The organism is Photobacterium chitinilyticum, from assembly GCF_004104355.1.
GTDB classification, from domain to species: Bacteria; Pseudomonadota; Gammaproteobacteria; order Enterobacterales; family Vibrionaceae; genus Photobacterium; species Photobacterium chitinilyticum.
This window is the reverse complement of sequence record NZ_RJLM01000001.1, coordinates 560773-582848: the sequence shown is the minus strand read 5'-3', so window position 1 is coordinate 582848 and position 22076 is coordinate 560773. Positions and strand designations below refer to the sequence as shown.

At 47.2% G+C, this 22076-nt stretch carries 17 protein-coding genes; 13 read left to right on the top strand and 4 right to left on the bottom strand.

Going from position 1 to position 22076, the window contains the following annotated elements:
- Window positions 1-2: 2 nt before the first annotated feature.
- Together ygfK and mocA are read right to left on the bottom strand one after the other, a co-directional pair.
- Window positions 3-3119 carry a putative selenate reductase subunit YgfK gene (gene ygfK, locus EDI28_RS02470; RefSeq protein ID WP_128782250.1) on the bottom strand — a complete coding sequence of 1039 codons (3117 nt, stop codon included), beginning with the start codon at window positions 3117-3119 and terminating at the stop codon, window positions 3-5.
- Between the two features lie 525 nt (window positions 3120-3644).
- Window positions 3645-4226: a molybdenum cofactor cytidylyltransferase gene (mocA, locus tag EDI28_RS02465; protein ID WP_128782249.1), complete on the bottom strand. Its 582-nt coding sequence runs from the start codon at window positions 4224-4226 to the stop codon at window positions 3645-3647.
- A gap of 60 nt (window positions 4227-4286) precedes the next feature.
- Between mocA and yqeC the strand changes: the two genes are divergently transcribed.
- From yqeC to EDI28_RS02445, 4 genes are all read left to right on the top strand, one after another.
- Window positions 4287-5108, top strand: coding sequence for a selenium cofactor biosynthesis protein YqeC (gene yqeC / locus EDI28_RS02460; RefSeq protein WP_128782248.1), 822 nt, complete (start codon window positions 4287-4289; stop codon window positions 5106-5108).
- 44 nt (window positions 5109-5152) lie between these two features.
- Window positions 5153-6751 carry a selenium-dependent molybdenum cofactor biosynthesis protein YqeB gene (gene yqeB / locus EDI28_RS02455; protein ID WP_128782247.1) on the top strand — a complete coding sequence of 533 codons (1599 nt, stop codon included), beginning with the start codon at window positions 5153-5155 and terminating at the stop codon, window positions 6749-6751.
- A gap of 96 nt (window positions 6752-6847) precedes the next feature.
- The gene (locus EDI28_RS02450; RefSeq protein ID WP_128782246.1) at window positions 6848-7294 is read left to right on the top strand and encodes a MauE/DoxX family redox-associated membrane protein; all 447 of its coding nucleotides are present in this window, start codon (window positions 6848-6850) and stop codon (window positions 7292-7294) included.
- 76 nt (window positions 7295-7370) lie between these two features.
- The gene (locus tag EDI28_RS02445; protein WP_128782245.1) at window positions 7371-7934 is read left to right on the top strand and encodes a rhodanese-like domain-containing protein; all 564 of its coding nucleotides are present in this window, start codon (window positions 7371-7373) and stop codon (window positions 7932-7934) included.
- A 76-nt stretch (window positions 7935-8010) separates the two neighbouring features.
- Here EDI28_RS02445 and EDI28_RS02440 read toward each other — a convergent pair whose 3' ends face one another.
- Together EDI28_RS02440 and EDI28_RS02435 are read right to left on the bottom strand one after the other, a co-directional pair.
- The gene (locus EDI28_RS02440; RefSeq protein WP_128782244.1) at window positions 8011-8460 is read right to left on the bottom strand and encodes a hypothetical protein; all 450 of its coding nucleotides are present in this window, start codon (window positions 8458-8460) and stop codon (window positions 8011-8013) included.
- Window positions 8461-9329: 869 nt separating this feature from the next.
- A complete protein-coding gene (locus tag EDI28_RS02435; RefSeq protein WP_128782243.1) occupies window positions 9330-10154 on the bottom strand; it encodes a DUF4037 domain-containing protein in 825 nt (274 codons plus the stop codon).
- 246 nt (window positions 10155-10400) lie between these two features.
- Here EDI28_RS02435 and EDI28_RS02430 point away from each other — a divergent pair, with 246 nt between their 5' ends.
- The 9 genes from EDI28_RS02430 (at window position 10401) to EDI28_RS02390 (ending at window position 22006) form a co-directional block, all read left to right on the top strand.
- On the top strand, window positions 10401-10934 hold the full coding sequence (locus tag EDI28_RS02430) for a DUF2975 domain-containing protein (protein ID WP_128782242.1): 534 nt from the start codon (window positions 10401-10403) through the stop codon (window positions 10932-10934).
- A 9-nt stretch (window positions 10935-10943) separates the two neighbouring features.
- The gene (locus EDI28_RS02425; RefSeq protein WP_128782241.1) at window positions 10944-11165 is read left to right on the top strand and encodes a helix-turn-helix domain-containing protein; all 222 of its coding nucleotides are present in this window, start codon (window positions 10944-10946) and stop codon (window positions 11163-11165) included.
- 359 nt (window positions 11166-11524) lie between these two features.
- The gene (locus EDI28_RS02420; protein WP_164918460.1) at window positions 11525-11641 is read left to right on the top strand and encodes a hypothetical protein; all 117 of its coding nucleotides are present in this window, start codon (window positions 11525-11527) and stop codon (window positions 11639-11641) included.
- Window positions 11642-11650: 9 nt separating this feature from the next.
- Window positions 11651-12829, top strand: coding sequence for a pentaheme c-type cytochrome TorC (torC, locus tag EDI28_RS02415; protein ID WP_128782239.1), 1179 nt, complete (start codon window positions 11651-11653; stop codon window positions 12827-12829).
- A gap of 124 nt (window positions 12830-12953) precedes the next feature.
- Window positions 12954-15431: a trimethylamine-N-oxide reductase TorA gene (gene torA / locus EDI28_RS02410; RefSeq protein WP_128782238.1), complete on the top strand. Its 2478-nt coding sequence runs from the start codon at window positions 12954-12956 to the stop codon at window positions 15429-15431.
- Window positions 15432-15518: 87 nt separating this feature from the next.
- Window positions 15519-16172, top strand: a complete 654-nt coding sequence (gene torD, locus EDI28_RS02405) for a molecular chaperone TorD (protein ID WP_128782237.1) — start codon at window positions 15519-15521, stop codon at window positions 16170-16172.
- Window positions 16173-16784: 612 nt separating this feature from the next.
- Window positions 16785-20045, top strand: a complete 3261-nt coding sequence (locus EDI28_RS02400; RefSeq protein ID WP_128782236.1) for a molybdopterin cofactor-binding domain-containing protein — start codon at window positions 16785-16787, stop codon at window positions 20043-20045.
- Complete coding sequence (locus tag EDI28_RS02395; protein WP_128782235.1) at window positions 20042-20530, top strand: (2Fe-2S)-binding protein; 489 nt, start codon at window positions 20042-20044, stop codon at window positions 20528-20530. Before EDI28_RS02400 ends, EDI28_RS02395 begins: the two co-directional genes overlap by 4 nt.
- 72 nt (window positions 20531-20602) lie before the next feature.
- A complete protein-coding gene (locus tag EDI28_RS02390) occupies window positions 20603-22006 on the top strand; it encodes a nucleobase:cation symporter-2 family protein (protein ID WP_128782234.1) in 1404 nt (467 codons plus the stop codon).
- Window positions 22007-22076: the final 70 nt, after the last annotated feature.

Sequence of the window (22076 nt, the reverse complement as noted above, 5' to 3'; positions counted from 1 at the left end):
ACCTATACATCTACTTTGCCAAGAAGATAACGATGATGTGCATGAACATAGCTAATCATGATTGCTTCATCAGCCATCGACTCAGGCATATCCACTTCACTTTGTGCATTAATGCTGAAGGTATATAGTTCGCCCTGGGAACGAACCAGCACTTCCTCGCCTTCGATAAAGAAGCCGGCGTTGGTGCTGTTTGCGAAATCACCACGTAAGTTGAAGATGGTGAACTTGTCTTTATAAGGCTTGCTATCCCATGGGCAGAACTGCGCACAGTTACCACATTCGTTACAGTAAGCGTCAATATGCAATGTCTGATACTGATCTTTGAAACCAGGAATTGGCAGTGAAATATTGGCGCGGTTCGGACACACATCCACACACTTGCTACAGATATACGAACATTCCAAACAACGTTTTGCTTCTTGCTCGATAAAGTCTTCGCGATCAGCTTCTTCAAGCTGGTTCGCACTGATCATTTTGACCTGAATATCGCCTTTACGGGCGTAGACAGCTTCGGCCTTAACTTCGGAGGAAACATCCTGTAGCTGCTCCGACTTAGCTTCACGAGCCAGAATCGCCGTTGCTGCCTTGCGACCGCCGGAAATGGCAGAGACAATCGAAGAAGGACCGGTTTGGGCATCACCCATCAAGAACACATTCTCGACCGAAGTCTCGCAAGTTTTTGCATCGACAGCCGGCCAGCCATCTTCACCCATCGGCACACCGATACGGGTCAGCACATCGCGGTTTGACTGTTCACCCACAGCGGTAACCAATGCATCAACCTGAAGCTCGATAGTCTCATCGGTAGCAACCGGACGGCGACGGCCTTTCTCATCAGGCTCACCCAGCTCCATCACGCGGGCTGTCAGCTTGCCATCGGCACCGAACTGCTCAGGATTGGTAAGGAACATGAATTGAACGCCATCTTCAACGGCTTCTTCATACTCTTCCTTGTACGCTGGCATTTCTGCAATAGTACGACGGTACAAGACGGTGACCTTCTCGACGCCGTCAACCTTAAGGGCTGCTCGGGCACTGTCCATCGCGGTATTACCGGCACCGACAACAGCTACATGCTTACCAAGCTCCAACTTCTCGCCGTCGTTAAAGCTACGAAGGAATTCAAGCGACTTGAACACCTTGGTATTATCACCAGAGAGTGAAATCGGATTGCCTTTATCTGCACCTATACCCAAACAGATATACTTGAAGCCGCTTGATTTCAGCGTATCCACTGTCATGTTCGGATTGCAGCCGTACTCAATATGGACACCGTGATCTTTCACGAAATCAATATCGTGCTGAATCACCTCGGCAGGAATACGGAACTGAGGAATGATGTTCTTCACCACACCACCGGCATTGTGCTCTTTCTCAAACACGGTCACAGGGTGGCCGGCACGTGCCATGAAGTACGCTGCAGACAAGCCCGCAGGACCGGCACCAATCACCGCTACCGGATGCTTCGCCTTATCCAATTCCGGCTCATGCCACTTGGCCTTGTAGCCATCCCAGCCTTCAGCCAATGCGATTTTCTTCATTTCGCGGATGTTCAACGCACCTTCGTAATCACGGCGCGTACAGTTGTACTGGCACTGGTGATCACAAATGTGACCTGTGATTGCAGGCAACGCATTTCGTGAATAAATCACTTCCAGTGCTTCGGTGTACTTATGTTCACCCATCAAGCGGATGTACTCAGGAATATCCTGGCTAATCGGGCAGGCTGTCACACATGGCGCGACATAACAGTCAGTCAGAGGCACAGCTTTCTTCACGCTGATCTCTTCCGGGCCACGCCACTCTTTCTGAACGTAATCGGCAACCAGGGATTTAGCAGCCAACGCTTCCAGCTTGACGAGATCGACCTTTTGCATGCCCCACTCTTCACTGGTCTCCAGCTCCTTGGCACAGTCAGCCAAACGCAGATAACCACCAGGCTTGAGCAAGTCTGTCGCCATAGTAATTGGACGAATACCAGTCTCGAAGATTTCCTTGATATTAAACTTGCTTGCACCGCCGGAATATGAAATCGGCAACGTACCGTCAAATTCACGGGATAGTTCCAGTGCCACATTGATTGATAGCGGGAACAAGGCACGGCCTGACATATACATTTCTTTGTCAGGAAGACGGCCTTTGCGATTCAGCGTACCTAGGGTATTGGTCAGTTTAACCCCGAAACCGATACCTTTTTCTTTGCCGAGATCAACCAGGCGATGCAACATAGCTTTGGCATCTTCAATTTGTAGATCATGGCTGAATGACTCTTCGCTCAGAGCAACATAGTCAAAACCAGCATTATCAAGAATGCCACGAACGCGCTCGAAGCCCAGTAATGTCGGGTTCAGTTTTACGAACGTATTGATGCCCTTCTCTTCGAGCATATAGCGACAGATCGCTTCAATTTCGTTCGGAGGGCAACCGTGCATGGTGGAAAGCGTCACACCGCGAGTCAGCTGAGTTGGAATCGTGTCGGAAAGCTTATTCAGACGCTCGAAACGGTGTTCGAAGCCAAAGGTTTTAACGAAATCCGGATCGGTAATAAACTGGTTAAGTTCGGCGATGTAGGCATGGAAACTTTCATGCTTGCTCGAATCGACCATATCGTCGATGTATTTTTGCATCGGCGCTGTCTGGATACCCGCCAGATCATAGCCCACACTCATATTGAAGATAAAAGACTTCTCTTCGCCGTCACCGCGTGGAGCAAACACTTCTTCCAGTAGATGAAGCGCAATCCAAGCTTTCAGGTATTCATCATAGGCTTTTATCAGGGTAAATTCTGTTGACCACTCGGTGTTGAAGCACTCATCTTCGGCATCGATACATGGCTTGGCTAGTTCCAGCTGATCCAGTTTCTGAACTGTTTTCAGCTCCATGAAACGGCCGCCAGCAAGCCAAGAGCAAATGATGTTTTGTGCCAACTGAGTGTGCGGTCCTGCGGCAGGGCCTACAGGTGTTTCACAGTTCTCACCCCATACGGATAAGTCCTTTGCATTATCCTTGCGATAAAATTGCTTCGATGGAATCCCAAAAATTGACTGGCTCTCTTTATACTCGCTAAAAATGCGGTTAAGAAGCTCGCCAAACGGAACGGGACGCATGATGTCTCCCATGATAAATCTCCTTGATGCTGTTTTTTTCTTGTATTGTCACAGCCAGCACATTTCGTTGTGCAATGCGTAGGGCTCAGAGTGATAGGCTGAATTAAATCAGCCAGCTATGATTCCTATTGAGCAACTACTGCGCCAAACTTTAAGATCAAGATCATCAAGGCGAATTTCCTGGTGAAATTCGTGACCAATGTCGAAACTAAGTACAATTGTGTGAACACACGCAATATAAGTAGATGGGATAAATAATAGTAATAATTAATTGGAAATGAGTATGATTCTTAATTAATCCAATTTATCTATCAATTTAATAAATAGCTATCACTTTGATACCGACAAATATGATAGCAACACTGATAAATATGAAAGCAAATAAATTTACTCAATATAAAAAGTAAAAATAAAATTATTCACTGATGAAAAAATATAACGATATAAGGAAGTATAATATTACTGGCACTCACAATATGCTCTGACGAGTAATATCAATTTGATAAATTACCGCTATCAATTCTCATAATGATAGGGCTATTGTGAGCGACGACACAATGCGTCATAAGCTTGAGGCGTATCGACATCGAGATGAATTTCTTCTGCAGTCAGTCCGGCATATCTCACATCGGCACTGTTTATTATACGCTTCATCTTATCATCGACTCTGGCCGTTGTTATTTGTCCGATCATGTCTAAGGGTAGCAATACTGGATGGCCGGGACGCTCCACAGTCCCGGGAAACACCGTATAATGGCCGCGGTTAAGCCATACCTGCCGATAAATATCAGGCGAAACGCATGGCATATCACCATGACAAATAAAGAAATGTGTCGTTTCTACCAATCCGGCCCCCTGCTGAATAGAACTCAGCATCCCTTGCTCATAGTGAGTATTAACTATCACTTTAACATTTGATTTTAATTGGTATCTTTGTACTAACTCATCTCCACGGTGACCTGCGACTAATATGACTCGCGAACAAAAGCCAAGTGCATTTTCGATACTTTCATCAAGGATTGTATGATGCCGGTAAGGTAGCATCATTTTCCAGCTTCCCATACGGGAAGAGAGGCCAGCAGCAGGCATTATACAATCGACTAGTTGACATTGATTCATTGTTTTCACTCACTTTATCGGTATTTATCTATCGACATTTATCGCGCAATGGGGGACAAAATGAAGCCAGAAATTCATTACCACGCATTACACTCTTCACCGTTTGACTTGCCGACCTCTACTCCGCTCGTTCTTGCACTGGTCGGTGGCGGCGGTAAAACATCGGCAGCCTTCTGGCTTGCAAACCAGTTAAGAAGACAAGGCCATTGCGTATTTGTCAGCACGACCACGAAGATGTTTCTACCCAAAGAGACCCATGCTGATCACTTTATTAATCTCGAACAGGAAGAAAACCCACTAATAGCACTTAGTCAGTTAAATTTATCAGATCCAAGTATCACTTTCTGTTATCAAAAAAGAATTAAAAGCAACAACACAAACGACAAAATTAAAGTGTCGGGTGTCACAGCCGAGCTCATTGATAATTTAAAAAATGACTCACCTTTCACAGTTTTTATTATTGAAGCCGATGGTGCGAAATGCTTGCCAATAAAGGCTCCCGATAGGCACGAGCCTTGCATTCCAATTTCTTCGGATATGGTTATCGGTGTAACCGGAGCAGAAATTATTCATACTCGGGCAACTCCCGAGAGAATTCATCGATGGAACACATTTTCTGCCCTTACCCAATGTTCAGAGGGTGACATGATTGATCACCGAATATTGGGGAACTTGATTGAGCATCAACATGGAATGTTTAAGCACGCGCCCGAACAGGCCACCAAGATTTGGTTAATAAATAAAATCGACCTCGTCACTAACTACCAACAACTGACTCAGTTAGCTCACCAGGTCATGATTCAAACCACACAACTTGATGCCATCTGGCTTGCTTCGATGCACAGTCACACACCGATTAAAGACGTACTGACGAGGAACTAACCCATTGGGCGCCTCCTCGTCGAGAGACATTGAGGTCACGATTGATGAACATTTTTGCTAAAGCCGCACAACTCGAAGAAGAAAACATTCCGTTTGCACTGGCAAACATAATTGAAACGCGCGGTTCAGCTCCGCGCCACTCGGGGCAAATGATCGTCAAAGCCGATGGTTCGATCATCGGTACAGTCGGCGGCGGTATGATTGAACGCTATGTCATTGAACAATCACTAGAGGCTTTGCAAGAAAGAAAAGCCCGCGTAGTCAAAGGACGTATGACCCGTTCAGGACCAGAGGCCATGGGTATGGACTGTGGCGGTGCAATGAGCGTGTTCATTGATGTCTACGGCTTGCGTCCAAGCCTTATCTTAATTGGAGCCGGACACGTTAACCGCGCCGTTTCCCATGCCGCCCATGTGCTCGGGTTTGATATTACGGTAGCCGATGCCTACGCAGAGAGCTTGGCAGAAGAGCACTTCCCCGCGGGCACCAAACGAGTACTCGGCCAGAATATGGAAGACGCCATCGATAAGCTGGAGATCAATAAAGACAGCTTCGTCGTGATTGCGACAAACCATCAGGATCAAGATGCTATTACCAAAGTCGTCGACTGCGATACCCGGTACATCGGACTGATGGCCAGCCGTCGTAAGGTACAGACCTTGTTTAATCACCTAAGAAAATGCAATGTCAGTGAGGCGCATATTCAGGCTATTCACTCCCCTATCGGGTTCAATATAGGCGCCGAGACACCCGACGAAATTGCCATCAGCATCATGGCCGAGGTACTTAAAGTTAAGCACCAGTCCGCTGGTGGGCTGATGAAGGACGATACCCGCCTGAACCGTAATAAACTGGTTTTAGTCCGAGGAGCCGGAGATATTGCTACTGGTGTTGCGATCCGCCTCAAAAATGCAGGATTTAAAGTGGTAATGACCGACATATCCCAGCCAACTGTGATTCGCTGCACGGTCTCTTTTGCCCAGTGCCTGTACGGTAAGCCTGCGGAAGTCGAAGGGATTACAGCACGAAAAGCCAAGAACTGTGAAGAGGTGTTTAAGCTAATCGATGATAACCAAATTCCGGTGATGGTGGATGAAGACTGCTGTTCGCTCGCCAACCTCAAGCCAACCTTTGTTGTCGATGCGATTCTGGCGAAGCGCAACCTTGGAACGACACGAGATATGGCTCCGATCACTATCGCCCTCGGCCCGGGCTTCACTGCCGGCGAAGATTGCGATGCGGTTATCGAAACTAACCGGGGTCATCACCTCGGACGCATAATCTACAATGGTGCCACACAGGCCAATACTGGGATCCCAGGCAATATCGGCGGCTACACTCACCAACGAGTTTTACGTGCAACGTGCAATGGCACTATGCATAACCACGTCAAACTTGGCGATATCGTTGAAGAAGGTGACGTTATTGCACATGTTGGCGACAGTCCGGTTGTCGCACCACTTGGCGGCATGGTCCGAGGACTACTTAATAACGGGCTGACCGTGACGGAAGGATTCAAAATCGGCGATATCGACCCTCGGGGTATAGAAGCTGATTACACAACCGTTTCAGATAAAGCCCGCGCGATCGGCGGCAGTGTGCTCGAAGCCATGCTTCATTTGGAGCATACCACCTTGAATTAATCATTAACATCCGGCCATTTGGCAAAGCATCGTTATACAGGCGGCAGCTTGAAAGTACCTTTTAACACGCCGCCATCAAAGGAAGTGAGTACTGCTATGAAAACATGTGGGTATATTCATCGTTTCATCACCAGCTTCATACTTTTGTCAGCCGCTGCCATCGTGCTAAAAGGCTTCTTCCAACCCGAGCAGACTGCGCTCTTGTTGTTAGATACCGGGCTCGTACCGGCCATGTATGTCGAAGTACTGGCATTTTCACTTCCATTTGCCCTGGCTGTTTGCCTCTCGCTGGCATTTTTTGAACTAACCTCCATTGCCCCCATTGTCGTCTGCCTAGCCCTTTATATGCTGCCTTCAGGTATTGCTCTATACCAAGGGCTACATTTCGACTGCGGTTGCTACCTGCCCGGATCTTTGGAGTCTCGTGTCTACAGTGAACTTGAGCCGCAATTTATCATCATGTTAGTTATCACGGCCATTACTGGCGGATTGCATTATTTCAATAGCCACCGGCCAATTCGCACCAAAACACACTTAGCATGAGTGTACTGGCAGTTAATCTCTTTCACTTTATTCACCGCATTATTGCGGTGAATTGCAACCAATAAGGACTCTTTTCATGCACATTAGTAAATATCGCCTTCAGCGTCCTCGCCGTAGCTTCTGGCTCAATGCCTTCATTCTTGCTTGCGGTTTTCTTATCTTGCCCTTAACGGCAAATGCGGGCCTGTTTAGCAGTAAATTTGAAGCAGAAGTACAAACTGAGCAGGTAGCCATCAAGCTACATACCGATACGTTGGCCGGGGGCTACCAGCTGATTGATACCCAAGGTCTGAAAACTCTTCTCGATAACAACAAAGAAATACTGATCGTCGACGCAATGCCATACCAGGACAGCTACAAGAAAGAACATATTCCAACAGCACTACAGTTTGAATTCCCAATCACATCAATGCCCGAGTGGAAAGCTACCGGTACTGACGGTAAAACCCAGTCTAACTTTGCCAACTTGCTCGGTGCCGATAAAGACAAGACGCTTGTATTCTACTGCGGCTTTGTCAAATGTGGTCGAAGCCACAATGCCGCTGCTTGGGCCATTAAAATGGGCTATAACAATGTCTATCGCTACCCAGGCGGTATTTACGCATGGAAAGGCGCAGGCTTCGAGACAGAAGGCGAATAACCTCGTTTGAATACAGGTGGGAGTTCTCTCCCACCTTTTTTGTTTCAAGGAGACAACGATTCAGAGCTGGTTATGGTTAAAACGAGATCTGAGAGTCAATTGTCACGACAAGGTTATAGTTCTTGGTATCGATCAGCCCGACAGGTACTACTCCAATATTAAAGCTGAACCAATCAATGGGGAGCACTCGAAGATAAGGCTGAGCTAATGGAACAACATCCATCCCTGACTCTTCCTTATACCCTGTCACTCCTCCCAAACGAATCCCAAGTCCCATATAGGGGTTCATGTCATATTCAAAACGTTTATAGGCTGCGACACTCTGACGAGAATAGCTATTTTCAAAACCAATAACCCCATAACTGGCATACTCAACACCCACGCCAAGATTTGTCTCGTTCAGGTCAAGGCATTGATTACTTGCACAAAAATAATGTTTGCTCAACAGTGGTACTGTCACACGAAGCTCACTGGCACTAATTGACAGAGCAGCAAAGGCGAGAAATATCGCAAATGCTTTTTTCATTTTGGATCCCTACGATTTAATAATGCAAATATCACGCACCTCACCCTCTGGAGAGAAAGCTCCAATGTAGGCGATGGTTGGTACCTTTCAACGAGTCACTACACGATAATAAGGATCGAACAATCTCTTATTATTCTTATGTTATTGATATTAATTTGATAACTATTTCTACCCTCAGACTTACCCTCTTTCATTCGACATTTCTTAGATAAAGCCATTATGACAGCAGCTATTAAGACTAATTAGTCAGACAAAAAGTGTCCGCCCCAACATGTCCAGTTATATGGGCATATAGAAGTCATGGCCACTGGTTAAAAATAAGAGCTAAAATCAAGTCAAAACTTCCATGTTATTAATTTCAAAAGTATTGCTTAAGAATGTAAATCACATATTAATCAGACTTGGTTCACCTAAGAGAATCGTTCTTCTTAATGAGAAAGAGATATGATGACGAATAATATTATACAGTCAAATACCAATAAGGCTTTTTTTGTTTAAATACGTCTTGATTATGAGAAAAACACAAGCAAATAATTATAAACAACTGAAAGGGAATGTTTTTATTTAACCATGACTATTTTGAGATATTCTACGCATTTTTATCAATTATTTGCGTTCTATACCCAGCATATAAAACCCTATGAATAATTATCAACGTATAATTGTATTACACCCATAGAACTTATAACAGCCCTCACGACGACACAGTTAATAATAGAGTATTAGCTCCTGTCAGCTTTATTAGTCACGGTCCAGAAAAGAAGAGATAAGAAGAGGTTATACCCAGTAATTTACAGTGCCGTATTGTCATCAACCCACCAGTGATACAGGTAGGTGATGACGAGGTAAGCTCAACATTCAAAAGGCACTCAGGCTTTGACACCCTCCGCCACCAATAGTTTTTCCTGCTGCAACAAGGTAGTTAAACTAACGACGAGCAAGTCAATGGTAGTCAGAATGCCTGCATTCACTTCTCCGGTCATAAATAACAAATCATGGATATTTTTCTCAAACATGGCCGGTAGAGACTTACAACGCAAAAGAGAAAGCTCAACCAACCTTTTTTCACCTGGATGAGGCAGTTTATTTATCGCAAACAATATATCAAAATAACTTGCCAAAAACTCAGTAACACGGTGGTTCACACTAATTACATCGTTTCTTTTAAGCGCTTTGCTAACTTGTCGTTTATAAGCAGGTAGACTACTGCTTAAAAGTGGATAGTTCTTATCAACAATATTCTTCCTCAATCCATCGGGATAATCAATTTGGTATTTCTTGATTAGTTTGTCCGCTTTTCCACTTCGATCAAACAATACTTTTGAATTCATTAAGTTTGACCATAAACAAGTACTGTATCCTGTACTTGCCTGGTGATAATAAAGAATCCGTCCGAGTTCTGTATCAAGCCAATCCAAATCCCTGTATATTAATTCAATCTCGGTTCCATCCAGTAATACTCCATCATCTTCTGTTTCCCAATACTGATTATTTACTTCCAGATAAGAGCAGAGCCTTCCAAGGATCCTCTCTCTTGTATCTGGCGATATTTCTGAATTCACATAAATATAGACATCAAAATCAGACAAACTATCACTTGTATTCGTAGCCCTGGAACCAGCTAATAGTATTGCCTCAACTTCATCAAGCACCGAGAAGCCTTTTATTATTTCAGCAAAATATGAATCTCTCACCCTAGCCTTCCTTTTGATATTTTCTTGCTTATACGCTTGGTCAGTAATTAGTCACTATAACGTTCACCGTGATGTTCGTTATTTCATTGCACGACAATGAAATAGGATAACTAGAACAGTATGCACAGTATGTGCGCTCAATAGCGAACCGTTAAAATAGAAAGTTATCGTATTTCGATAATTTTTTATTGAGTAATTTCGTACCACATGCCAATATAAGCGCGAAATTCTATTGAGGGATATACTATGTCTGTGCAACATGCCATCCAAACACTTAGTCAGAGACTCCTACTTTTACTGTGGCTGATTCTGTTGTTTACGCCGCTATCCCTCACTTATCTCTGGTTCTACGGTACGCTATTCGACTCGCCAACAGGGGTAAACCTAGAATTTTCCTATGATGTCAGCCTACCGATGTCTTTAGGCCAATCGCTAATAGGCTACCCTTTCGCCTTGGTCCCATCGTTGGTTTATATGGCCATTATCTGGCAGTTGATCCGTTTATTTCGCCTATACCGCTCAGGAGAAGTCTTCACCCAAGACAATATTTCCTGCTTCAGACACATTGCGAACCTTATGATTGCGACACCTTTTATTGACGTATTATCAGACATATTGCTTGGCGCAGTGCTATCTTTCGGACAGGAAGACTTCAATACGGGACTCAGTGTTGATGACAGTGATTTGACGATTTTGATAATTGGCCTGATGGTGCGTGCGATCTCACACGTCATGACACTGGCGAAAAACTTAAAAGAAGAAAACGAGTTAACTGTTTAGGGTGACATCATGCCAATTATCATTAATTTAGATGTAATGCTGGCAGTAAGAAAAATGCGATCCAACGAGCTTGCAGCCAAAATCGGCATTACAGAGCAGAACCTTTCCGTGCTCAAAAATGGCCGGGCCAAGGCACTCCGCCTTACAACTCTCGAGGCAATATGCAAACACCTAAAATGCCAGCCTGGAGATATTCTCGAATATACTGAAGACAATGAGGACAACAAGTAAGTAACGTACTTACCGTACTCATCGATTCTTATTGGATACATTGACGGAGCTATAAAACCGTCAATGTTTTCTTTTTTTGCTGATATTCAACAATCCTCCTCCATCAAAACACCACCAAAGCGGTATTGTGTGAATGTTTAATTTGTGAAAAATCATACAATCGTCACATTCTCATCAATTACTTAAAATAAAGTCAAATTCACCCACCAAATACCACAAATATAAAATGGTTATTTTTCATTAACCTACAGAAAATGCATTAACATCCCTTCATATTCACTCACATCCACTCGCATTTCTATATCTGTCATTCACACCCTCTCATTAGAATGAATAAAAAAATATGCAAGGTGAGCTTTATGACAGCAATTAAACAACAAGAATTGAAATCAACATTTCTATATACATTTGTTATTTTTCCTGCGCTTACGGTTGGCGCGGTAGGCCTCTACGGTATGGCAGCATGGCTGCTGTAAGGGAAAGTAATGAAGTCAATTAAACAAATACTGCAACATTTTTTTACACCCAGTAAAACCATCGGTTTAGGGATTTTGATCTTAGCCGGGTTTATTGGCGGTATAGGGTTCTGGACCACTTTTGATGCCGGACTTGAGTACACCAATCAGGAAGAATTCTGTATTGGTTGTCATGAGATGGAAAACAACGTTTACCAGGAACTACAAAGCACTATTCACTTTAAAAACCGTACCGGCGTTCGCGCCACTTGTCCGGACTGCCATGTACCACACAATTTTACCGACAAGATAGCGCGCAAAGCACAGGCATCGATGGAAGTGTGGGCAAAACTGACTGGCGCTGTTGATACTCCAGAAAAGTTTAGTAAGCACCGCTTGGAAATGGCCAAACGCGAATGGGCACGAATGTCAGCTAATGGCTCGGCTGAATGTCGCAGTTGTCATGACTATAAGAGCATGGACTTTGAAAAGATGTCCGCAGATGCCCGTGATCAAATGATGGGCGCAGCTGAAAATGATCAAAGCTGTATCGACTGTCACAAAGGGATTGCCCACCACCTGCCAGATATGTCCGCAGGCTATAAATCCATCATGGATGACCTGAACGCCCAGGCTGTGGAAACATCAGTTAACAAAGGCAACACCTACTATACGCTGCACAACAAGAAACTGTTCCTGGATCCGGAAATGACCAAGAAAGCAGGCTTGATGATTTCATCAGTGCCAGTAGAAGTTATCGGCAGCCAAGGCGAAGCCATTGAAGTAAAAATCACGGGTTGGCGTAAGAAGAAAGGTAGCGGCAAGATCATTATGCAAGACTTTGCCCGTAACATTCGCATCGCTTCACTTCAGCGTAAGGTTGCGAAAACCAAAGGCTTCTTCAATGTACTTGATGCCAAAGAAGACGAAGATACCAGCATCACCTGGCAGAACGTCGACTTCACTCTATGGACAGATAAAAAAGACCTAGTGGAAGAAGTAGAGCCTATCTGGGAATACGCCAAAGAAGCCTACACTGCAACGTGCAGCCGTTGTCACTCACAACCGGCAGAAGCGCATTTCGACTCAAACACCTGGGTAGGAATGTTCAAGGGCATGCTTGACTTCGCCGACTTTGAAAAAGAAGAAGAGCAAGTCGTTCTGCGTTACCTGCAGATGCACTCTTCGGACTATAGCAACGATCACTAACTAAGTTTGGAGGTCGTTATCGGCGCCCTCCTTCCCATAAAACCAAGATGAATGGTTAGGATGCCTCTCGGCAAGAATTAATTATTCAGCTTGATATCAATAATAACTGATAAGCGAGGCTATCATGAGTGGTTCAAGTTTTAACCTGAAACGCCGTGACTTTTTAAAAGGTATTACCGCCGGTGCCGCAGGCGTAGTTGTGGGCCCAAGTTTGCTAACTGCCAGCAAGGCAATGGCTTCCGAAGCACCAACGTGGAGACTGACAGGCTCTCACTGGGGCGCATTCCGTGCACGTATAGAAGATGGACGCGTGGCAGAAATTAAGCCATTTGAACTAGATACGCATCCAACCGACATGCTGAACGGTATGAAAGGGATGATCTACAACCCATCCCGTGTCCGTTATCCTATGGTGCGAGTAGACTGGCTGAAAAATGGCAGCAAGAGCGACACCAGCAAGCGTGGTGATAACCGCTTTGTTCGTGTGAGCTGGGATAAGGCGCTAGATCTGTTCCACAGTGAGCTAAACCGTGTTCAGAAGACTTATGGTTCTTCAGCACTTCACGCAGGCCAAAGCGGCTGGCGCTCTACCGGTGCACTGCACAGTGCAGGCAACCATATGCAGCGTGCTGTTGCTTACCATGGTTCTTTTACTAAGAAAGTCGGTGACTACTCTACCGGTGCTGGTCAACACATCCTTCCTTACGTGCTGGGCAACTCTGAAGTATATGCACAGGGTACCTCTTGGGAGCACATTCTCAACGAGACCAAGTTCCTGGTACTTTGGGCCAACGATCCAGTGAAAAACCTGCAGGTTGGCTGGAACTGTGAGACCCATGAAGCCTACCCGCATCTAGACGCACTAAAAGCCAAGATTGCCAGCGGTGATATCCGCGTGATCAGCATTGACCCGGTAGCAACCAAGACCCAGAAGTTCCTCGGCTGTGAGCAGATGCGCATCAACCCGCAAACTGACGTTGCCCTGATGATGGCGATTGCCCATACCCTTGTATCAGAAGAGCTGGCTGACGCAGACTTCCTTGATGAATACACAGTAGGTTACGAGAAATTCGTTCCTTACCTAATGGGTAAAACCGAAGACAAGATCGAGAAAACACCAGAATGGGCTGCCAAAATCTGTGGCGTCGCTGCTGACGATATCCGTCAACTGGCACGTGCAATGGCAGCAGATCGTACTCAGCTGATGCTGGGCTGGTGTGTACAACGTCAGCAGCACGGTGAGCAGCCATACTGGATGGCAGCGGTACTAGCATCAATGCTTGGTCAAATCGGCCTGCCTGGTGGCGGCATTTCTTATGCCCACCACTACAGTTCAATCGGCATACCGTCTTCAGGTGCTTCTGGTCCAGGCGCATTCCCTTCAACACCGGATAAAGGCTACAAGCCTGTTCACGGTGAGAAGTTTAATGGCTTCAGTAAAGTGATCCCGATTGCCCGTTGGGTAGATTGTCTGATTAACCCGGGCGAAACTATCGACTATAACGGCAAGAAAGTGAAACTGCCTGAAATCAAGATGATGGTTTTCAGCGGTAACAACCCGTGGCATCACCACCAGGACCGCAACCGCATGAAGCAGGCGCAGAAGTCACTGGAAACTGTGGTCACCGTTGATTATCGCTGGACAGCAACCTGCCGTTTCTCTGACATCGTTCTGCCTGCAACTACGCCATTCGAGCGTAATGATATCGACGTGTACGGTTCCTATTCGGCCCGCGGTATTATTGCAATGCAGAAGCTGATTGAGCCTCAGTTCGAAGCGAAAAGTGACTTCGAAATCTTCACCGAGCTGACGAAGCGCTTCGGTAAAGATCGTGAGTACACCCGTGGTATGAACGAAATGCAGTGGCTGAAAGAAATCTACAAAAACTGCCGCAAAGCCAACAAGGGCAAGTTTGACATGCCTGAGTTCGAAAAATTCTGGGAAGAAGGCTTTGTTGAATTTGGTAAGGGCAAGCCTTGGGTTCGTCATGCCGACTTCCGTGAAGATCCAGAAGAATACGCACTGGGTACCGCTTCTGGCCTGATCGAAATTTTCTCTAACAAGATTGCGAAATACGGCTACAACGACTGTAAAGGTCACCCTATGTGGTTCGAGAAAATCGAACGTAGCCACGGTGGTCCTGGCTCTGACAAGTACCCGCTTCAGTTACAGTCTTGCCACCCGGATCATCGCCTGCACTCCCAGCTATGCGAATCTGAAGAATACCGTGCAACCTATACCGTTCAGGGGCGTGAGCCAATCTACATGAGCCCTGAAGATGCAAAAGCACGCGGCATTAAAGATGGCGACATCGTACGCGTACACAACGACCGCGGCCAGCTACTGGCCGGTGCCGTTGTGACTCCAGACTACATGCCTGGCGTTATGCGTATTCATGAGGGTGCCTGGTATGGCCCTGAAGATGAAAAAGTAGGATCACTAGATACCTATGGCGATCCAAACACAGTGAGCCTGGATATTGGTGCATCTAAACTGTCCCAGGCAACCAGTGCCCATACTTGTATCGTTGAAGTTGAGAAGTTCGCTGGCAAGGCACCTGCAGTTACCGCTTTCGGTGGCCCGCAGGAAGTTGAAGCGTAATACTTTTAGAACTCACCTCTAAAATCAAAGCCTCACATCTGCGAGGCTTTTTATTATAAGTCGGTACGGCTTTACTCCGGAGTACCCATGCAAGAGTTTATTAATTTCAACGAGCAACGTGCAGAAATTTACTGGTGGATGTCTTCCCTACTATCCCGTGAACTAACAGAAGATGATATTACTGAGTATCTCGGTGGTGAGATGCGCACATTTTTATCTGGTCTTGGTATGACACCGGAACTGAAACAACCCGTTGAAGCATTCCTTGATGCACTGAGTCGCCTAGAAAATCGTGAGGATGCCCAGCTTGAGCTTGCCGCTGATTTCTGTGGCCTATTTCTAAGCACACCAAAATCTGGTGCCCTTCCTTATGCTTCCATGTACGTTGGTGAAAGCGGCCTGCTGAATGATAAACCCGCGCAGGACATGAACAAGTTGATGGAAGAATACAGCATTGCCCAGCGTAAAGAATTCAATGAGCCTGCAGACCATGTTGCAGTCGAGCTCGATTTCATGGGTAACCTGATCATTCTTGCTAATAATCAAGAAAACGAAGAAAAAGCCGAAACAGTAATGCAGGCACAGCTTGATTTCATCAATACCATGCTACTGAATTGGCTACCCGCTTTTACCAAGTCTTGTGAATCTCGCGACAATTTCGGATTCTACGCCGCTGCTACAAATTTGCTGCTCGCATTCTGTAAACTCGATACCGCATTTCTTGCAGGCGAAGAACAATAATCCAATCAATCATCATACTGGCTGAAATCACTATATCGACTTGCAGTCATATGAATTGGCAATTTATTGATTGTCTGCTTAGTTAGATGGTCTGCCTCACTCCAAAGCTTATCGGCTTTGGAGTGATATTATACAAGGTGAACAATTACTCAATAATAACCACCTATATCATTTTGATAGTGATTAATAAGTAACCACACCGCTAAAAAAGCCATCCACTCTCATTTTGATAGTCTTCCGCAATTAACAACTCTCGTTTTAATATCCCATTTTACTTCTTATAAGATTGTGAACATATAATCACAGGCTCTCTCCTTAACCGATCCCATTTCAGACGATTGCTGTTAGCCAACTGGCAGCTAATATCTCACAGAGATCACGTTTAGCAACATAACTCACTGATTTGTTATCAATATGGTCTGGATCATGCCTGTTGCTCTCTGTCGAAGTCGCCACTGCCCTTGAGCCGTTAACCGCTCACTCGGCGCTTTATTCTAAGTGACGGACGAACTCTGAAAGGACAGTGTTTAATCATCCTCGATGCAGCAATTCAAACTAACAAGTTGTTTGTCATCGGCACTAACGTCGTGTCGATGTAAGAGGGAGCAATACATGACGCGTTTCAACCATGTAGGTAAAAACCTACCCCGTGTAGACGGCCAGGCCAAAGTAACCGGTCAGGCAATATATGGAGATGATATTAACCTGCCCGGCATGCTGTATGGTGTGTGTCGCTATACCGATATTCCCGCGGGCAAAATCTTAAGCATTGACACATCTGAAGCTAACGCCATTGAGGGCGTAGTACGGATTGCTACTTTCAACGATATTCCCGGCGACCCTACCGCCGGAGTGATCATTCGAGATTACCAACCGATCTGCAACGATCTGGCTCGCTATAGCGGTGATGTTATCGCCGTCGTTGCCGCCGATACCTACGAAGCTGCCTGTCTGGCAGCTGACAAGATCAAGGTAAACTATGAGCCTTTCCCCCCAATTAGCACGGTCCATGAAGCCCTAAAGCCCGATGCGCGGCTGATACACCCGGCTTCCGGCTCAAACATAGTTGCCGAGCATCATACCCACAAGGGCGATGCCGAGCAGGCTATCCAGCAAGCTGATATCGTACTCGAGCGAACCTATCAGGTCGGCTTTCAGGAACATGGCTATATCGAGCCAGAATCTGTCACCGCCTATCAGGATCCAACCTCCAGAGATCTTATTGTCACCGGTTCTATCCAGAACCCTCACCGTGTCCGCGGATTTGTTGCCAGTTTCTTAGGGATAAACCAAGCCCGGGTCAACGTCTGTCGTGCCGTCATGGGCGGCTCGTTCGGAGGCAAGGATGACGGTATTGATCATCTTGCCTGCAGAGCCGCCTTGATGGCTTCGCTAACAGGCAGGCCGGTGAAGTTCACCTACACCCGTGAACAGTCCATCATCGAAAGTACCAAGCGCCACCCCTACGATATGGACTACAAGGTTGGCTTCAACCGTGACGGACGTATTCAAGGGATCAAAATTAATATTCTCGCCGACGCCGGTGCCTATGCTGCCTGTACGCCATTTGTTACCTGGCGTTCAGTTGTACAGGCGGCAGGTCCATACGATATTGATCATGTCCGTGTCGATATCAAAGGAGTTTATACCAACAACAGTATGTCGGGGGCAATGCGGGGATTTGGCTCGCCGCAGATCATCTTTGCCAACGAGTCACTGATGGATGAAATCGCCGAAGCCTGTCAGCTAGATCCTGTCGAAGTCAGGGCTATCAATGCGCTGAAGCAAGGCAGCCACAGCATTACCGACCAACCATTCGACAATCATACGGTATCGGCAGTTGAGGTACTCAATAAAGCAGCAGATCAGGCCGAGTTTGTTGCCAAACAGGCACATTACCGGCAACTCAATGCAGGAAATAACCCCGTCAAGTACGGCGTCGGACTGGCACTAAGCTATCGGGGCTGCTCTATGGGTGCCGAGGGCGTCGACACCTCCAGTGCGCTGGTAACCGTCAATGCCGACGGTAGCGTCAATGTCTCGACCGGGGTATGTGAAAACGGGCAAGGGCTGCAAACCACTATGTCAGCTATCGCTGCCGAGGTACTGGGTATTGAGCTAGACTGCGTCAACTTTGTCGAACCACCGACATCATTGATCGCCGATGGCGGGCCTACCGTGGCGTCACGAGCAACAATGACCGGCGGCAGTGCCGTCAAGAATGGTGCCGAGACGATCAAAACCCGAATTTTCGAGGTGATCAAGACCGGCCTTGGCGTCACCAAACTAGAGGAAACTCTCTGGGCAAATGGGCAAATATCAAACAAGCTGGATCCGAGCCGAAAGATTACCTTTGCTGAAGCAGCCAACTGTACGAAATGGGCCGGGGTCAACCTTGCCGCCTACGGATGGTTTGACCAGCCAGCGATTCACTGGGACGAGGAAAAAGGCAGCGGATCACCCTATTTCACTTGGGTTTATGGCTGCCAGATTGTTGATCTTAAAGTTGATACGAGTACCGGTAAAGTTGAACTGCTTGATATCACAGCGGTGCACGATGTCGGTCAGGTTATCAATCAAGTCGGCTTTGAGGGACAGGTTGCAGGCGGGATAGCGCAGGGAGTCGGCCTCGGGGTACTCGAAGACTTTAATATCGAGCGCGGCAACGTCAAATCAGAAAACCTCGATAGCTACCTGCTACCGACTATCAAAGATATTCCGGCACTCTCGATACAAGCGGTAGAAAATTCAGATAATGGCGGACCATTCGGTGCCAAGAGCATTGGCGAGCCAGCAGCAGAGCTCGCAGCCGTAGCAATTACCAACGCTGTTGCATTTGCCACCGGCAGTCGCCACCGTCAACTGCCGCTAACCCTTGAGCAGGTTTATCTTGGTTACAATCTGAAAAAACCGGCCAGGCAAAGTGAGTTAGTACACGCTTCGGAGGAAAAAAAACAAACTCATCGCCTCAACGGTTTCAGTATCATCAATCCTACCTCATTGAAGGAGGCACTTGAGCTACTGGCTGACGGGCAAGCAACGGCTTTGGCTGGCGGCACTGATATCCTGGTTCAAGGGCGCTTGCAAAATACGCCGCGAAAACTCGTCAACATTGCCGGTTTAGAAGCCCTTTGCAATATCGAAGAAACAGATCGCGAAGTCATCATTGGCGGAGGAATCTGCTTTAACCGCCTAACAGAACACCCAGCCTTAAGAACGCACTTCCCGCTGCTAACCGAGGCTTGCCATACCATCGGCTCAAACCAGATCCGTAATCGGGCAACCATCGGCGGTAACATCGTCAATGCAGCACCATGTGCGGATTCTGTTCCGCCGCTCGTTGTCTATGGTGCAGAGGTCGAACTGCGTAATATCAATACGACTAGGCGATTACCGCTATCTCAGTTCATCACTGGTGGATACCGCACTGAACTGCAGCCAGGAGAGGTACTTACCCGGGTGTTTATTCCGAAATTATCGAGCACTGGTTATATCCAACAATATCGGCAGCTCGGTCGACGCAATGCACTCAACATTACACGCCTGAGCCTGACTTGCCTGATGGACATCGGAACGGATGGCATTGTCAAAGAGTGCCGTCTGGTTGACGGGGCACTGTTTAGCAAACCACAGCGACTAGCGGCTGCCGAAGAGGTATTACTTCACCAGCCGCTAACCGAAGCACGTATCAAACAGGCCAGCAACGTACTGGCAGACATGATCGATACTGCTATCGGCGGTCGCTGGTCTGCCGTCTACAAACAACCGGTCTACCTCAATATGTTCCGTGACTTAATGAATGATATCCGCGTGTTACCCGATAATTCCGGATCTCCACACCATACCGCCCCTTCACAAGGAGAAGCACTATGAGTCTGTTGGCAACCAATCTAACCCCGCTGGCAGTCACTGTTAACGGCAAGGCGTATCAACTTCAGGTTGATGGCAATACCCGGCTACTGGATCTGCTTCGCAACGAGCTCGGGCTGACCGGAACCAAAGAAGGCTGTGCCGTGGGCGAATGTGGTGCTTGTACTGTCGTTATGAACGGTGATGCAATCTGCTCCTGCATGGTATTAGCCGCGCAGTGCCACCAGGCCGAAGTGGTGACGATTGAAGGCTTGAAAGATGATCCGCTTGCCCAGCAACTGCAGCAGTCGTTTATTGAAAAAGGCGGTGTTCAGTGTGGTTTCTGTACTCCCGGGGTTCTGATGAGTACCTGGGCCCTGATGAAAAAGCATCCGAAACCGGATGATGCTGCGATTCTGGATGCTCTTGAAGGCAACCTCTGCCGCTGCACGGGCTATCAACCCATCCTGAATGCGATCAACGCCGTTATAGCCGATATCGCTCTGTAATTGTTGCCCCCTGCCAAAGCAGGGGGCTCGCTAGGTTCCAAACTATTAGCGCATTAGCGTAAGGAAACAACCATGCAATTACTCTACACCCTGAATCAAAAGCCCCCCCGTGGGGTAACGTTCTTTCTTGCCCTTCAGCATATGCTGGCCTCAATCGGCGGTATTGTCGCCGTACCGTTAATTGTCGGCGGGGCAATCGGCCTACCAGAAAATGAAGTCGTCACCTTGATCAGTGCCTCATTGTTTGTCTCCGGGCTTGCAACCATTGTTCAGTGTATCGGAGTCGGTCCGGCCGGGATCCGCCTGCCGGTAGTGATGGGATCAAGCTTTGCCTTCCTCGGTACCCTGATCGCAATCGGAAAAACATCCGGTATGTCGACGATTCTTGGCGCAGCATTTGTCGGATCCTTCATGGTGATCATTGCCAGCTTCTATATGGAACAGATACGTAAGCTGTTTCCAAACTTAGTAAGCGGTGTAGTGGTAACCCTGATCGGTCTGACCATCCTGCCAGTCGCCATGAACTGGATCGGCGACGCCCCCGCTGGCGATCCGGAGTTTGCCTCACTACCCAAAATCTTCCTTGCGGCAGCCTCGCTGGCTGTAGTTATTAGCGTATCCGTCTTTTGCAAAGGAGCGATTGCGGCTTCGGCCATTGTTATCGGTCTGGCTGCCGGCTATGTGCTGGCAATTCCTATGGGGATGGTTGACCTGACCCAACTGTACGAAGCACAATGGGTCGCCTCGCCCGAGCCATTCAAGTACGGCATGACTTTCTCGATGCCGGCTATTATCAGTATGACCTTGGTCTATCTGGTCGTTGTGGCCGAGGCCACTGGTGATTTCATGGCACTAGGCAGCAACTGCCATGTCGAAGTCTCAGGCAAAGACCTCAAGCGCGGGCTGTTAGGCGATGGCTTGGGGAGCACTTTTGGCTCTATGCTCTCGGCTATGCCGGTCGCGAGCTTCAGCCAAAATGTCGGCATCGTCGGGATCAGCGGTGTTGCCAGTCGTTTTGTCGTAGCGGTTACCGGTATACTGCTGGTATTAGGCGGTCTGTTTCCGAAACTTGCAGCGCTTGCGGTAACCGTACCCAAACCCGTACTCGGCGGAGTCGGTTTTGTAATGTTCGGGATGATCGCCTACGCTGGGATCCGGATGCTACTCAATGCAGCAGACTCCAGACGTAACGCACTGGTAGTTTGTGTCGGCCTCGCATCTGGGCTGGCCGTTACCCTCGAGCCGAGATTGCTACAACATTTCCCCGAAGATCTGAAAATGGTCTTCCACTCTGGGATCACCACCGGAACCTTGGCAACTGTTGTTCTTAACCAACTGTTGCCAAAATCGAAGAAAAAGACGACATCTGATGAGGGAATGACGGCAAAAGGGATCTTAATAAAGCCGGATAAACGCGCAGCACGTCTGTTACAGGCAAAAGCCAGACGAGCAGAGCAGTTAGCGGCAACTAAGTAAGAGCCAGTAACACCAAAGACTAAACCGGGCCCAGGCCCGGTTTTTCGCGAACAATGAATAGTAAAGGACA